Here is a 15007-nt window from a genome sequence, read left to right as displayed (position 1 = left end):
AAAAAAACAACCACCCTACAAAACAAAGAAATTACGAGGAGATATTATGCGATTAGTATCATGGAATGTTAATGGATTGCGTGCCTGTGTTCGCAAAGGTTTTTTAGATTACTTTAATGAAATAGATGCTGATATTTTTTGTGTTCAAGAAACGAAGCTACAAGAGGGGCAAATTAAGTTAGAGCTAGATGGCTACTTTCAATATTGGAACTATGCAGAACGCAAAGGCTATTCTGGTACTGCTGTATTTACGAAACAGAAGCCTCTATCGGTGAAATACGGAATCGGGGAAGAAGATACACAACCAGAAGGTCGTATTATTACGATGGAGTTTGCGGATTTCTTTTTAATCAATGTTTATACCCCTAATTCACAGCGTGATTTAGCTCGATTGGATGTTCGATTAGAATGGGAGGATGCTTTGTTTCAACATATAATGGAACACGATAAAATTAAACCCGTTATATTATGTGGAGACCTGAATGTTGCCCATCAAGAGATCGATATTCGTAATTACAAAACAAACTATGGTAATTCCGGATTTACGGATGAAGAAAGAGAAAAGATGACACGCTTTCTGAATGCAGGTTTCATTGATACGCTTCGCCATTTCTATCCCGATGAGGAAGGTATTTACACTTGGTGGAGCTATATGAAAACGGTGCGCGAGAGGAATATTGGCTGGAGAATTGATTATTTTATTGTCTCCGAAAGGCTGAAGGACAACTTGATTGACTCTAATGCACATTCCGCTATCCTAGGTAGCGATCATTGTCCAATTATATTGGAAATCAAAATCTAACAGCAAATAGGGAATAATAGGTATCAAATAAAAAGAACGGAAGTAAAACTTTACCATTCATAGCTATTACACCCCGGAAATATACAAAAGCTAATCTTCCGTTACCTTACGTATATTTCCGGAGTGCGTTATACACCTAATTCTTATTGCTTTAACTTTTGGAAGTAATCAATAATTCCCAATGCACTAACCTGCATATCCAGATTGATTACTATATAAACAGGATGATCATCAGGCACACCAAGTTCCTTAAGGTGCTCTTTTACACGTGTAAACAGTCGTCCAGATAATACATCATAGCCTTTACCTTCTTTAAAAACTTTCTCGCCTTCCTCTACAAAAATATCTAACCACTCTGACACCTGATGCAATGCTGCAGTAGTTTTCAATGTCGCACCAAAATGCCCAAAGTAAATAAAGTCTACATTCATTTCCATAAAGCGATCAATGGACTCGTGCATGGCTGTCGGGTCAAAATGATTTGGTGATGTGGAAGGTAAGAAAAAATCAATCCCTAATGGATCCAGCTGTTCATATTTTACCCCAGCAGTATCTCCTGTGAATAACCCATTACTTACAGGGTCATAAATACTAATATGGTGTCGTGAATGACCGGGTGTATCTAAAAATTGCAATGTACAATTTGGTCCTATTGGTAGTGTATCTCCTTCACTCTTTTCTATGATTGCTTCTTCTGGGACTGGTTCAACAGGATCAAAGAATTCGGCAAAACTATCTCCATAAATTGCTCTAGCACCACTAGTTAACCTTTTTGGATCAATTAAATGCCTTTTACCGCGCGGATGGACAATTACCTTCGCATTTGGACATAATTTCAGTAGTACACCTACACCACCTGCATGGTCCAAATGAATATGCGTAACAATTATGTATTTCACTTCACTTAATGTGTGACCTAAATCCTCTAAGCCACGCTTAATATACTTAATGGACGGACTTGGTCCTGTTTCAATAATAGTTAATTCTTCTTCATCCAATACATACGTACCTGTTCGAGACGGTATTCCCATATCAAACCCATCAATTAAGTGAATTCGATCATGAAGACGAATTGGTAATCTTCCTTGCATGATTAATCCCCCCTATTCTAACTACCATCATCGTAGCACGTATTCTAAATAAATTCATGTTCTTCGCAATCGTTTTCTTCTTTTTAGTGTTCTCCATATCTCTCAAAAAAAGAATGCCAATCAAACGCATTTTAGCTAATTTATGGCTAGGATATTTCCAGTGAAACAGATAATAATAAACCTGATTCTTCTTAAGGAGGTTATTAATTTGAATATGAACATGAATAACCAAATGCAAAACCAACAATTAACTGGCACTTCACAAATGCCTGCAGAAGTAAGCCATGGTGGTCACGAGCTTTTTGATGCACATGAAGCCATCGGTGGTTTAGTTGGTGGTATGGAGCAATATATGATTTATGAGCAATATGCACAGGATCCGCAGCTGAAATCCATGATGAACCAACATAAAACATTCCTAACGCAGTTATATAATACTGTGGTAGAAACACTTAAAACAGGAAATGAGCCCACCGTTAAAACGCAAACGTACAATATGGCTGAGAGTAATGATGTGTTGTATGGAATGACACCATCACAACCGAAAAAACCTGCACAGTCTCCTCAAGAGATTAATGATGAATGTGTGACTGGCTTTCTGATGGGAGTTCTAAAGTCAAATGCATCTGCCTTTACAATGGCAGCTCTAGAAACCACTAACCCTGTCTTAAGAAGAGTATTTGCCGATAGTGTTCCAAATATGATTGAGATGGCATATGAAGTGTTCCTATATCAAAATAAACATCAATATTATCAAGTACCACAGTTAAAGCAAGAGGACATGCAAAACTATATAAACAGCTTTGCTCCTATTCAAGGAACCATGCCTCATTAATTTGGGGTGCTATCTATTAAAGGATGCTCATTACGGGCATCCTTTTGCTTTTGAATGATTCTATACATTAAGATGGAATAAAAATTAGCGGAATAATAAAAAGAAGCTGGGACAAAAGAATTTATCTTAAAGGAAAAACCGAATGATGAGCAATGACCACGCTCCGGAAATATACTTCGCTTTCACTTCCAGTACAGGGGCGACATCTGCTCGATAAAACCATCGCAGTGTCTACCTTGCCGCCGGGCGGCTGGTGAGCCTCCTCGTGCTTCGCACTGCGGGGTCTCACCGATGCCTTTCCTCCCGCAGGAGTCTACGTATATTTCCGGAGCTAGTATCCTGTATCATTCGGTTTTACATTTAATTCTTTTAGTTATGTCCCAGTCTCTTTATCGTTACAGCTTTTGCCCATAGTATTTATCTATCGAGAATCCTCTTCCTAATATTTCGGATGCATTTAGGAAAATGACGAATGATGTCGGAATTTCTTGCTGAAGCATCCCTTTTAATTTTACAGCCTCTTGCTGCTCGGCTACACATAATATTAATGTCTTATCCATATTGGAGTAGCCTCCAACAGACCTTACCTTTGTTAAGCCACGATCGATACCGGTTCGTATCAATTCCTGAACCTTTTCTTCCTCTTCTGTAATAATGACAATTAACTTAGTAGCAGAGGTTCGCAGTTGAACAAAATCGATTGTTTTACTCGAAATATAAATAGCCATTAGTGCAAAAAGTGTCAGTTCTAAACTAAAGACAAATATAGAAGATAACACTACCACTCCATCAACAATTAACTGTGTATAACCACTGGATTTTCCTGTGAATTTCTTCAGGATTTGTGCTATTGAGGCAGTTCCACCTGTCGAACCTTTTCCAATATAAACAATACCTAGTCCGATTCCTAATACAATTCCACCATAAATGGCACCTAGAATCGGATTGGTAATGGTGATTGGTGTATTTGCCGTTAAACCAATTATAAATGGCACCCAAAAAGTCCCAAGTAAGGTTTTCCCACCAAAGTCCTTTCCTAAGACTAACCAACCAATGATAAATATTGGTATATTTATCACAAATTGCGTCATTGCTGGACTAAATCCAAATAATTCATATAAAACAGTACTAATCCCAGAAATACCACCAGCAGCCAATTTTGATGGTAATAAAAATACATTATACGATAACGCGACTAATGTAGCACCAATTAAAACAAGTACATATTCTTTTAATACGGTTCTATGTTGTTGTTTCATCGTTTTGTGTCCTTTCTATAACAAACAAGCAAATATTATTCTATCATAGTTTCTATTTAATTGAATACAATCAATAATGTCTGAGCGCAATATGGACAAGCCTTCACCATACTTTCCCAATAGTAAATTTTGGAAATTCACTTGATTCATAGATTAATTTGAGTTAAAATCATAACTTGATAACTTTATTTTAGATTTCATCACAAAAAGAAATCTATCAGTTGAAGCAAAAAAAGATGGGGGAAATAAGATGAAAAAACTATTAACATCAAAAATGTCCTTCTTTTTTGTAGCCGTGTTACTAATCTGGTTAAAATCGTATCTGATTTACTTAACTGAATTCAACCTAGATATAAAAAATGGGACACAAGAATTTTTACTTTTCTTTAACCCGCTGAGCTCAGCCCTCATTTTCCTAGGAATAGCATTATTTGCTAAAGGAAAACGGGTAGGATTATGGATTATTGTAGTTGATACATTAATGACCATACTATTATATGCCAATGTCGTGTACTATCGTTTTAATAACGACTACATTACACTTCCAACCTTAACACAAACAAGCAACTTCGGAAGTTTAGGAAGCAGTATTGTAAGTCTTGTACAATGGACAGACATATTCTTTGTACTTGATCTAATAATCCTTATCGCCTTATTTATTTGGTTTAAAAAAGGCTGGAGCACAGAAAGAATTAGTCGTAAGAAGCCTATACTGGTGCTTATTATAGGACTAATTGCATTTTCATTGAATTTAGGTCTTGCTGAAGCAGATCGACCAGAACTACTAAAAAGGACATTTGACCGCAACTATATTGTAAAGTATATAGGACTTTATAACTTTGCAATTTATGATGCAGCACAAAATATTAAATCATCATCACAACGAGTACTTGCGGATAGTGATGATATTACAGAAGTTGAAAACTATACGAAGAATAAATATGCAGAGCCAAATCCAGAATTATTTGGTGTTGCTAAAGGTAAGAACATTATTAAAATTCACTTAGAGTCATTCCAAACGTTCTTAATCAATTATGAATTACATGGGGAAGAAGTTACTCCTTTCCTAAATTCATTAGTAAATGATCCTGAACAAGACTTTACGTATTTTGATAATATATTCCATCAAACCGAACAAGGTAAAACAGCTGATGCAGAGCTAATTACGGACAACTCTATTTATGGGTTACCACAAGGATCTGCATTCGTAACTAGAGGTACTAACACGTACCAATCATTAACTGCGATACTGAACCAACATCAAGATTATACTTCAGCCAATTTCCATGGTGATTATAAATCATTCTGGAATCGTGATGAAATTTATAAACAATTTGGTGTAGATGTATATTTCGATGCTAGTTATTATGACATGAGCGAAGAAAATGTTATCAACTATGGCCTAAAGGATAAGCCTTTCTTCGAACAATCTATGCCAATGTTGAAGTCATTAGATCAGCCATTTTATGCACATATGATGACTTTAACAAACCATCATCCGTATATTATAGATGATGAAGAAGCTTCACTTGCACCTGCGGAAACTGGAGATAAATCTGTTGATACGTATTTCCAAACCGCTCGTTATCTTGATGAATCGTTAGAGCAATTCTTTAATGATTTAAAAGAAGCTGGTCTATATGAGGATTCTGTGATTTTCCTATATGGAGATCACTATGGTATTTCTCAAAACCATAATCGTGCAATGAAAGAAATTACTGGTGAAGAAATTACACCATTTAAAAATGCTCAATTACAACGAGTTCCATTCATTATAAAAATTCCTGGTGTTGAAGGAATGGGAACTGTTCACAAATATGGTGGATTAATCGATGTAATGCCAACTTTATTACACTTAGTAGGAATTGATGCACAAGATTATATCCAATTTGGAACAGATCTATTCTCTGATGGCCATAAGGAATTCGTTCCATTCCGTAATGGTGATTTAATTACTCCGGAATACAGTGTTGTTTCTGGTACTTTCTATGATAATGACACTGGTGAGGAAATCGAGCCTACGGAAGAAATGATTCAAGTAAGAGATGAGGCTCTTCGTGAGCTTGAGCTCTCCGATAAATTGTTAAATGGTGACTTATTACGCTTCTATACACCAAATGAAGATTGGACACCTGTTGATCCGACTCAATATCGTTATGGAAATGAAACTGGTATTGTTCCTTTCCAACTAGAAGAACAACCAGAGAAACCAATTGATCCAAGAGAGCCTTCATTAGAAAAATAAACAAACGAGTAATCATTAGGAATTTTTTCCTTTTGATTACTCGTTTTTATTTGCCGTTTTCGTTCATACTATGACATGAATACTCCAGAAAGAGGTGAACGTTATGGGACGTGGTGACCATAATAGAGCAACAGGTAAGAACTTCTTTGCTCAGACTCCGAAAAATCAATTATCTGATGGTATTGATGTAGAGTATTCAGAGGAATTTGCCGATCACGATGATAAAGTAGCTCAAGCGAGAAGTAGAGCCGCTGACAGACGTGCAAAGGAAAAATAAATAGGTGGCCTTACACTAGGCCACCTATACTTATAGCACATAATAATGGTGCACCAAAGTAAGTACGCATCACTACATAACCTGCTAATGTAGGCTTTAATATGTATTTAACTAGCTTGTTTTGAAAGTAAATAGCCAGATAAGATATAACATAGTTGATATAATTATTACGCCAAGCAGTATTTCCTGCATGATGCGCTCCCTCCCTCTTACAAATTCTACAACTTAGTGAAAAACTCCTCTTTTCTTTGCCAGCAGTGCCTGTTCTCATTTACAATTAGGATGAAAAGCGAGGTATTCAAAATGAGTAAGAAAAACGTTGAGGACTATCTTACAGAAGGTATATATGGTACTCGATTACCCAAGCAGGAAGAAAGAGATTATTTCCTTGGTACATTACGGGAGCGAATTGTCATCGCCTTAACAATTGGTCAGGTAATGACGGATAAAGGGATACAAATCCTAGAAGAAAATATGAAACATAATCCCGATGCCAAGCTACTATTTAATGGAAAAATTGCATCCAGATTTCTTAAAGCTGAGAAGGAATTAGCAACTAAATATAATATTTCTTATACGGTCATCAATAACGAAGCAGTAGAAACTGATATTGGTGCTGTTCTAACCTATGACTATGCCATAGATAAAGAAGAAATTTTTATGAATGAAAATAATGAAGATACCCCTTCTGAAGAAGATACAGCTGAAAAGGAAAAGATTGGTTTTCTATCTAAGCTAAAACGATTTTTTTAGCTTTCCCCTCCTCGTATAAAAAAGCATGTTGGTTTCATACTAACAATGGGGGTGTGAAAGATGGCACAAAAATATCGATGCCCCAATTGCAAAACCAATCGTTCACGCTTTAATATCATTGAACAAATAGCAAAACCGGTTAAATTAGACCCGCAAACTGGTGCGGTAATAAACGATTATTCAACTAGTGAAGTCGAGCCATTTCATACTGTGTATAACGGACCAAAATACCGAATCCAATGTGGTTCATGTGGATTAGTAGAAGATGAAAATACATTTGCTAAGTTTGGAGAACGGCCGGTGTAAAACCACAGACGCATCTGTGGTTTTTCTATTTCATATAAGTACATATAATGCTCTTTTTTCTGTTAAACTAATCATGGAGGTGTTTTGATGCGGTTAGAAAATAAGAAGGTTATTGCTCTTATTGAAGATGATTTTGAAGATTTAGAGCTTTGGTATCCTGTGTTACGTTTACAGGAAGAAGGGGCAACTGTTCATCTAGTAGGAAAAGAAGCGAAGAAAAAATATATAGGCAAATATGGTGTTCCAGCAGAATCAGATTACGCATTTCACGATATAAAGACAGATGACTATGATGCCATCTTAGTCCCCGGTGGATGGGCTCCAGACAAGTTAAGACGCTACCCTGAGGTTCTACAGTTTGTAAAAGAGATGGATGAGGCAAAGAAACCTATTGGGCAAATTTGTCATGCAGGATGGGTGTTAATTTCAGCCAACATTCTTCAAGGTATAAAGGTTACAAGTACTCCTGGCATCAAGGACGATATGACAAATGCTGGTGCCACATGGTATGATGAAGCCGTTATCGTGGATGGACATATTATATCAAGTCGCCGTCCACCAGATTTACCACCTTACGTTAAGGAATTTGCGGATATACTAGCAGGAAATTAAGACAATCCCTACCCCGTCTGGTAACGTGAAATTTCACACCAAGACATCTGGGTAATTTGGGATTGCAATATTAACTGCTAGATAGAGATTTTCTTTTAAATACAGAGGTCGGGACAAAACTAAAACAAAGGGAATAAAAATCGAACCATCACTATCATTACCCAGAAATATACAGAGACTCCTGTGGGAGGAAAGGGCACTGCCTGAGACCGGAAGAGCTTTAGCTCTGAGGAGGCTCACCAGCCGCCCGGCGGCAAGGTAGACACTGCGATGGTCTTTTCGAGCAGATGTCACCCCTGTACTGGAAGTGAACGCGTAGTATATTTCCAGGGCGGGTCTGATGCACTAACTTTCATGTTCGGTTTATCCTATGTTAGAAATAGTTTCGTACCAGCCTCTTCTCTATGTTTGTACCATAACTGGTCCATTCTTTACACATAGAAACCGTTTTCATATAATGAAAGTAGTTATGAAAATCGGGGGAGGATTTACATGAAACAAGTTCAAGAAGGTACGTTACTTTGGAAGCCAACGAAAGAACGTATCGACCAAGCCAATATTATTACCTATATGAACTGGCTGAACGAGAATAAAGGCTTTTCAATGGCGGACTATACATCCCTTTGGGAATGGTCCGTTGAACATATAGAAGAATTTTGGGAAACCATCTGGGAGTACTTTCGTATCCAATCGTCTACGCCGTATCATCATGTACTATCTTCCCATGACATGCCTGGTGCTAAGTGGTTTAAAGGTGCTTCTATTAATTATGCAAAGCATATCTTTCGTAATTATAAGAAGGATAAAACCGCTATTATTCATACATCAGAAGTACGGCCTAACCGTGATGAGGTAACATGGGAAAAGCTATATGAAGATACAGCAGCACTACAACAAACATTAATCAATCTTGGTGTCAAACAAGGTGACCGCGTTGTAGGGTATATTCCAAACATATATGAATCAATCGTTTCCCTACTAGCAACAGTAAGCCTTGGTGCGGTTTGGTCAAGTGCTTCACCCGATTTCGGTAAACAAAGTGTCATTGACCGATTTAAACAAATTGAACCAAAGGTCATGATTACTGTAGATGGTTACCGTTATGGTGGAAAAGCATTTAATCGAATGGACGTTGTGAAGGAAGTACAGGCTGAACTCCCTACTTTAAAAGCAACGATTGCCATACCATATCTCCATACAACAGAGCCATTTTCAGATTTACTGTCCGTTACATTGTGGAATGATGCAACCCATTATACAGGGCAGGAGTTAATATATCATGATGTAGAGTTCAATGATCCGCTTTGGATATTATTTTCTTCCGGAACGACAGGCAAGCCAAAGCCAATCGTTCACAGCCAAGGTGGTATATTAATCGAGCACCTAAAAGCACTGACATTCCATACAGACTTACATGAAGAGGACCGTTTCTTCTGGTTTACCACGACTGGTTGGATGATGTGGAACTATTTAGTGAGCGGATTATTAACTGGAAGTACAATTATCCTTTATGATGGAAATCCTACTTATCCAGATAAACGAATGCTATGGAAGTTAGCAGAAGAAACGAAAATGACGATATTCGGAACATCTGCAAGCTATATTACAGCATGTATGAAAGAGGGTTTCTCTCCTTTAGAGGAATTTGATTTAAGTCATTTGAAGACGATTAGTTCCACAGGTTCTCCACTTCCACCAGAAGGGTTTAAATGGTGCTATGATCACGTTAAAGCAGATCTATCCATCGCTTCGATTAGTGGTGGAACCGATGTATGTACAGCCTTTATTTTAGGTGTACCAATACTACCTGTCTATGCTGGGGAATTACAATGCCTGGGGCTAGGGGCTAAAATCGAAAGCTTCGATGATGATGGTAATCCGAAGATAAATGAAGTTGGGGAATTGGTTTTAACGGAGCCTTTCCCGGCTATGCCAATCTACTTCTGGAATGATGAAGATGGTAGTAGGATGCATCATAGCTATTTTGATATGTATCCAGGAATTTGGCGACATGGTGACTATATTAAAATTACGGAGCGAGGTACATGTATCATATATGGTCGCTCTGATGCTACAATTAATCGTGGTGGGATACGAATTGGTACAAGTGAAATCTATCGCGCGGTAGACCAGATCAAAGAAATCAAGGATAGTTTAATAGTTGATATTCCACTTGAAAACGGCGACTCTCTTGTTCCATTATTTGTCATCATGACAGATCATCAACAGCTGACAGAGGAAATTATTGATGCCATTAAGTATCAAATTCGAACCCAGTGCTCACCAAGACATGTTCCAACGGAGGTCATTCCTGTTCGAGACATACCAAAAACATTAAACGGGAAGAAACTAGAGATACCAGTTAAAAAGATATTAATGGGTCAGCCACTGGAAAAGGTAGCTAATAAAGGTTCGTTAAGTAACCCTGAATCCCTTGTTTACTTTGAGAAATTTGCTAAGGAACGACTTTAAGCTATGACTTTTATACGTTACACAAAGATGATGAGAAGATTTCTCGTCATCTTTATTATCTTTATCACTTCTGTTTAGAAGGCTTTTGATACACTTCTTCTTATTTGCATCACGATGTTCATAATCCGAGAACTACATAAGAAATAATAAGGGAGGGATTAGATGAAAAAAAAGTATATTTATATAATAATAGTTATGGCAATAGTAATAGGTTTGTTTAATATAGTCTTTTATACTACTTCTACTTTTGGAAGTTTTGAAGTGATGGATAAACAAAGATCCGACAATAATTTTGAAGTAGTGATTGACCTAGTAGATGAAGGGCGAATTCAAGCAATTACAATAAATAATAATACTAAGTTTATTTATAAGGATAAAGAATACAAATTGACAAACGAAACTTGGGACAGAATAACTTCTAATACAGAATATCAAATGGAAATCCAAGAAAATAGATTTCCTTTATCAATGTCTAAGGGGGAATATAGTTTAAATCTCTTTTATCTAGATTAACGAGTTTGAACTTTATTATAAGGAAAAACCAACCATAGTAAATTATATCCAGTTAGAAAAAGTTTCCTATCATTGGATATCAAATGAATTCAAGCCCTCATACATTTTCAAGAGTTCCTAAGAATCGTTACGAGAATAACTAGCACTAAGTTATCCACCTAATCATGCACAAATCTTCCCCATCAAAAAAAGAAAGAGACAATTCTCTTCCTTTATGGATTCATAATTGATGATTTTTCTGTGTATAGTTCTGCATTTCCAGAACCAGTACGGATGCGAACCAGATTATCTCCATGACCAGATTTACCTATTATATGATGTTTCTCTCGTTGTTCTACCTGCATAGGGAGATTCGTAACAATACTACCTGACCCCGTTTTAATATCAAATACGGAATTTAGTTCATATTCGTGGAACCCTACGCGAATATTTCCACTTCCAGTTTTTAAATCTAAGCCAGCATTCTCCGAAACAGATAACATGATATTACCTGAATAAGCTTTAGCCTTTACCGCTCCACTAAAGTCACGAAAGCTGATTTTTCCAGAACCTACATGGGCATTAGTTGTCTCGCCATAGAAGTTTTTTGCTTCTATCATCCCGGAATTGGAACGAACCGTAGCTTGCTTCATATAGACTTCTCTTAGGATCAATTTTCCAGAACCCGCTTTTAATTCTAACTCTTCTCCCTTAGCTTCCGTTAACCGTATACTGCCTGAACCAACACTCCCATAGATATTCCCATAAGATGAATGAATTTCTGCTATACCAGAGTTTGCTACGAAGGATAGCTTCTCGGTTTTTAATTCTTTCGCTCTTATTTTCCCTGATGTTGTATTTAACGTCAGCTTACTAGCAGTTACCTTTGCTAGATTGACGGTACCAGAGGTTGCCATTACTCGAACTGTATTGGCAATTAGGTGGGTTAAAGCTATTTTTCCTGATGTCGCTGTAATGTCTACATTATCTGCTATATCAACAGGGATATGGAGTTGTAGTTTACACTTCGTTACATTTCCCCATAGAAAAACGATACCCTGTCGTTCTCTTTTTGCTGTAATCATTAATGTGTCATCTGTTTTAGTAGTCTGTAAAACCGGCCCACCTTCAAAGGTCTCAAGCTTTATATCTACTGACGGTGATTCATGTGGAATAACCTCCACATCTGCCGAATCAACCGAAATAATCAAGTCACTTAATTTGTGAATAGCAATGGATTCCTCTTGTACAACCGTTTGTTTCGTACTACCCCATATCCTACTGATAATATCCGTAACCATACCCGTATCCTCCTGTGAACGATTTACTATCTCTAGTTTAATACAGGGTGCAGATTACACAACGTACTAATGAAGTAGTGAAGCTCCGTCTCAAGGCTGAATTATCCATCTAAAAAACGTTCCCGCTGCTCAGGGGTTGGTATCATGCACGCCTCTCGTTTACCGAACCATTTATAGCGATTCTTAGCAATAACTCCATACACTAAATCCCTTATCGGTCTAGGTACGACTATCAATGCATACATGAACTTCCAAGGTCCCTTTAACCCTTTACATACTTTCAATGCTGCCGTCGATTTATAATAAACTGTATTTCCTTCTAAATAGATAAAGCTATCCAATTCATCTGGAATCTTATTCTCTTTTAATAGCTCTTGGCCAATGTGACTTTGTAATGAGGTAAACTTGTAGCTCCCTTTTGTATCTCTTTTAATAATAAATTGGACACTAGAATTGCAAAAATTACAAACCCCATCGAATAGGATGATTCTTCTCATTTACAAAACCTTCTTTCCCTTTAGAAAAAGACCGGGTTAAGGATATTGAAGAAAACCCAATAAAGACTTCATTCAGTCTTACATTTAGTTTTACTCTCTCCCCGGTCTATTCCTTTTAATAAGTTGGTTTTAATTCATTTGGTATCGATTTCTTTGTAATTAAGCTAACAATGACATAGGCAAAGAATGACACAACAACTGGGACTACTACAGCATGGATACCGAAAGGCTTGAATATGACCTCGAAGGTATCACTGTACGATGGTAATAGTGTTGGTAAAAGATCGGACAACAAATAAATTCCTACTCCAGTAATAATGGAGGCAATCGCACCATATTTATTTCCGTTTTTCCAGTAAAGACCTAGAACAATCGGCCAGATAAACGCCGCCTCTAGCCCTCCGAAGGCAAATAGGTTTAGCCAAATAATCAACTCAGGTGGATTAAGAGCCATTATAAAGACAATAACACCTAGTATCGCTGTAACCGATAGACTCATCCTTTTAACGGTCTGTTGTGATGCATCTGGTTTAACATAATTTATATATACATCTTTAATGACCGTAGAGCTAACTAGAATAAGCAATGAATCTACTGTTGACATAATGGCAGCCATTGGAGCGGCTAGTACAATTCCCGCTAACCATGCTGGCATCGTTTCTAAAGCAATTAACGGCATTACTTGATCTCCAATTTCTATCCCTGGAAGAATGGCTCTAGCAAATACACCAATTAAATGCATATTCAGCATGATGAAACCTACAACAATTGTGCCAATAATCAAAGCACGGTGCATCGATTTAGCACTTTTATACGACATCGCTCTAACAGCGATTTGTGGTAATGCCACTACCCCTACACCAACTAAAATCCAAAAAGATGATACATAGGCAGGTGATAAGGTTCCTTCTGCTCCAAAAGGAGAGATAAGATTTGGATTTTCAGCAGTTAAATCCGCAATAATGTTAGGAATGCCCCCACCTGCAATGATGGTTGCAATAAGCAGGATTAACGTCCCTACAAACATGAAGCTTCCTTGTATGGCATCCGTTAATGCCACGGCACGGAATCCTCCAATGGTTACGTAAACAAGTACGGAAACCGCAAAGATAAATAAGGCTGTGGTGTACGACATACCGGTTAACGACTCAATTAATCTAGCCCCACCAATCCACTGTGCGGCCATTGCAGAGAATAAAAAGACAACAATACTAATTGCCGAAAGTACGACGACAACTGGTGATTTATAACGTCCCTTTAAGAAATCTACCATTGTTATCGCTTTATATTTCCGCGTTACGATAGCAAACTTTTTCCCTAATACCATTAATACAAAATATCCAGTAACAACCTGGGACATTGCAAGTAGAACCCAGCCAAGCCCTTGTGTATAGGCTGTTCCTGGTCCACCAATAAAACTACTTGCACTTCCATATGTAGCTGTCATTGTCATCGCAAGGACAAATCCTCCTAGACTACGCTCCCCTAGAAAATACTCCTGCATAAACGAATTAGACGACTGCACAAATCGGCTAGCATACAACCCAATTAGAAAAATAAGTACTAAAAATATAAATAATGGTATGATTGCAACTAAATTCATCGTTCATTACCCCCCTCTTCATCTTCGTCCTCGAAGGGAACCTCTACAAAGAATGCCTTGACAACAATGATGACTAAAACTACCATTACAATAAATCCCACTACACAACTATAAAAAAACCAATCTGGTAAACCAAAAATAAACTTATATTCCGCAGGGTCCTTACTTCCTAAACCATATGCAAAAGCATACCACCAAATAAAATTAATGACGGCTAACCCAACACCTATTAATGCCTCTCGATTAGCAATTTTATTTAAATCATGTTTATTGTTCTGCATTGTAATCCCCCCTAATCTTATGTAAAGCTATATACTTCTTCAATTATATAGATAACTGCAATGAAATAGCAATACAGCGTCATTATATCAATAATAGGATAATCGTTAGCTAGCCTATTTTTTAAAAAGATCCGAGTAAAATGCAATTTATTTCTCTGTTCTACGTCTAATTTATTGAAAA

15 protein-coding genes are annotated in these 15007 nt (G+C 37.2%); 9 read left to right on the top strand and 6 right to left on the bottom strand.

Annotated features, from left to right (window positions below):
- Window positions 1-46 precede the first annotated feature (46 nt).
- Window positions 47-802 (top strand): exodeoxyribonuclease III, encoded by a 756-nt coding sequence (locus tag AAIB49_RS07380; RefSeq protein ID WP_339217223.1) that lies wholly within the window; start codon window positions 47-49, stop codon window positions 800-802.
- 143 nt (window positions 803-945) lie between these two features.
- Here AAIB49_RS07380 and AAIB49_RS07375 read toward each other — a convergent pair whose 3' ends face one another.
- On the bottom strand, window positions 946-1893 hold the full coding sequence (locus tag AAIB49_RS07375) for an MBL fold metallo-hydrolase (protein ID WP_339217224.1): 948 nt from the start codon (window positions 1891-1893) through the stop codon (window positions 946-948).
- 214 nt (window positions 1894-2107) lie between these two features.
- Here AAIB49_RS07375 and AAIB49_RS07370 point away from each other — a divergent pair, with 214 nt between their 5' ends.
- Window positions 2108-2728 carry a spore coat protein gene (locus tag AAIB49_RS07370; protein WP_339217867.1) on the top strand — a complete coding sequence of 207 codons (621 nt, stop codon included), beginning with the start codon at window positions 2108-2110 and terminating at the stop codon, window positions 2726-2728.
- 395 nt (window positions 2729-3123) lie between these two features.
- Here the strand turns inward: AAIB49_RS07370 and AAIB49_RS07365 are convergent, their stop codons facing one another.
- Complete coding sequence (locus AAIB49_RS07365; RefSeq protein ID WP_339217226.1) at window positions 3124-3987, bottom strand: YitT family protein; 864 nt, start codon at window positions 3985-3987, stop codon at window positions 3124-3126.
- 250 nt (window positions 3988-4237) lie between these two features.
- On the opposite strand from AAIB49_RS07365, the gene ltaS reads away from it, so the two are divergent.
- The 7 genes from ltaS to AAIB49_RS07330 all read left to right on the top strand — a co-directional run bounded on the left by ltaS (window position 4238) and on the right by AAIB49_RS07330 (window position 11165).
- Window positions 4238-6232, top strand: a complete 1995-nt coding sequence (ltaS, locus tag AAIB49_RS07360; RefSeq protein WP_343457650.1) for a lipoteichoic acid synthase — start codon at window positions 4238-4240, stop codon at window positions 6230-6232.
- 103 nt (window positions 6233-6335) lie between these two features.
- Window positions 6336-6509, top strand: coding sequence for a YfhD family protein (locus AAIB49_RS07355; protein WP_186869578.1), 174 nt, complete (start codon window positions 6336-6338; stop codon window positions 6507-6509).
- 303 nt (window positions 6510-6812) lie between these two features.
- Window positions 6813-7262 (top strand): YueI family protein, encoded by a 450-nt coding sequence (locus AAIB49_RS07350; protein ID WP_339217230.1) that lies wholly within the window; start codon window positions 6813-6815, stop codon window positions 7260-7262.
- 60 nt (window positions 7263-7322) lie between these two features.
- Window positions 7323-7568 (top strand): DNA alkylation repair protein, encoded by a 246-nt coding sequence (locus tag AAIB49_RS07345; protein ID WP_339217232.1) that lies wholly within the window; start codon window positions 7323-7325, stop codon window positions 7566-7568.
- 87 nt (window positions 7569-7655) lie between these two features.
- Window positions 7656-8180, top strand: coding sequence for a type 1 glutamine amidotransferase domain-containing protein (locus tag AAIB49_RS07340; RefSeq protein WP_343457649.1), 525 nt, complete (start codon window positions 7656-7658; stop codon window positions 8178-8180).
- A gap of 492 nt (window positions 8181-8672) precedes the next feature.
- Window positions 8673-10652 carry an acetoacetate--CoA ligase gene (locus AAIB49_RS07335; RefSeq protein ID WP_339217235.1) on the top strand — a complete coding sequence of 660 codons (1980 nt, stop codon included), beginning with the start codon at window positions 8673-8675 and terminating at the stop codon, window positions 10650-10652.
- Between the two features lie 162 nt (window positions 10653-10814).
- Window positions 10815-11165 (top strand): hypothetical protein, encoded by a 351-nt coding sequence (locus AAIB49_RS07330; protein WP_339217237.1) that lies wholly within the window; start codon window positions 10815-10817, stop codon window positions 11163-11165.
- A 212-nt stretch (window positions 11166-11377) separates the two neighbouring features.
- On the opposite strand, the gene AAIB49_RS07325 is transcribed toward AAIB49_RS07330, so the two are convergent.
- From AAIB49_RS07325 to AAIB49_RS07310, 4 genes are all read right to left on the bottom strand, one after another.
- Window positions 11378-12445 (bottom strand): DUF4097 family beta strand repeat-containing protein, encoded by a 1068-nt coding sequence (locus AAIB49_RS07325; protein ID WP_343457648.1) that lies wholly within the window; start codon window positions 12443-12445, stop codon window positions 11378-11380.
- A 101-nt stretch (window positions 12446-12546) separates the two neighbouring features.
- Window positions 12547-12942, bottom strand: coding sequence for a thiol-disulfide oxidoreductase DCC family protein (locus tag AAIB49_RS07320; protein WP_343457647.1), 396 nt, complete (start codon window positions 12940-12942; stop codon window positions 12547-12549).
- A 115-nt stretch (window positions 12943-13057) separates the two neighbouring features.
- Window positions 13058-14545: a sodium/pantothenate symporter gene (panF, locus tag AAIB49_RS07315; RefSeq protein ID WP_343457646.1), complete on the bottom strand. Its 1488-nt coding sequence runs from the start codon at window positions 14543-14545 to the stop codon at window positions 13058-13060.
- Window positions 14542-14826 (bottom strand): YhdT family protein, encoded by a 285-nt coding sequence (locus tag AAIB49_RS07310; protein WP_343457645.1) that lies wholly within the window; start codon window positions 14824-14826, stop codon window positions 14542-14544. Before AAIB49_RS07310 ends, panF begins: the two co-directional genes overlap by 4 nt.
- Window positions 14827-15007 lie beyond the last annotated feature (181 nt).

The sequence above is a fragment of the Ornithinibacillus proteolyticus genome (assembly GCF_039581225.1).
GTDB lineage: Bacteria > Bacillota > Bacilli > Bacillales > Amphibacillaceae > Ornithinibacillus > Ornithinibacillus massiliensis.
This window is presented reverse-complemented; position numbering and strand designations above follow the sequence as displayed.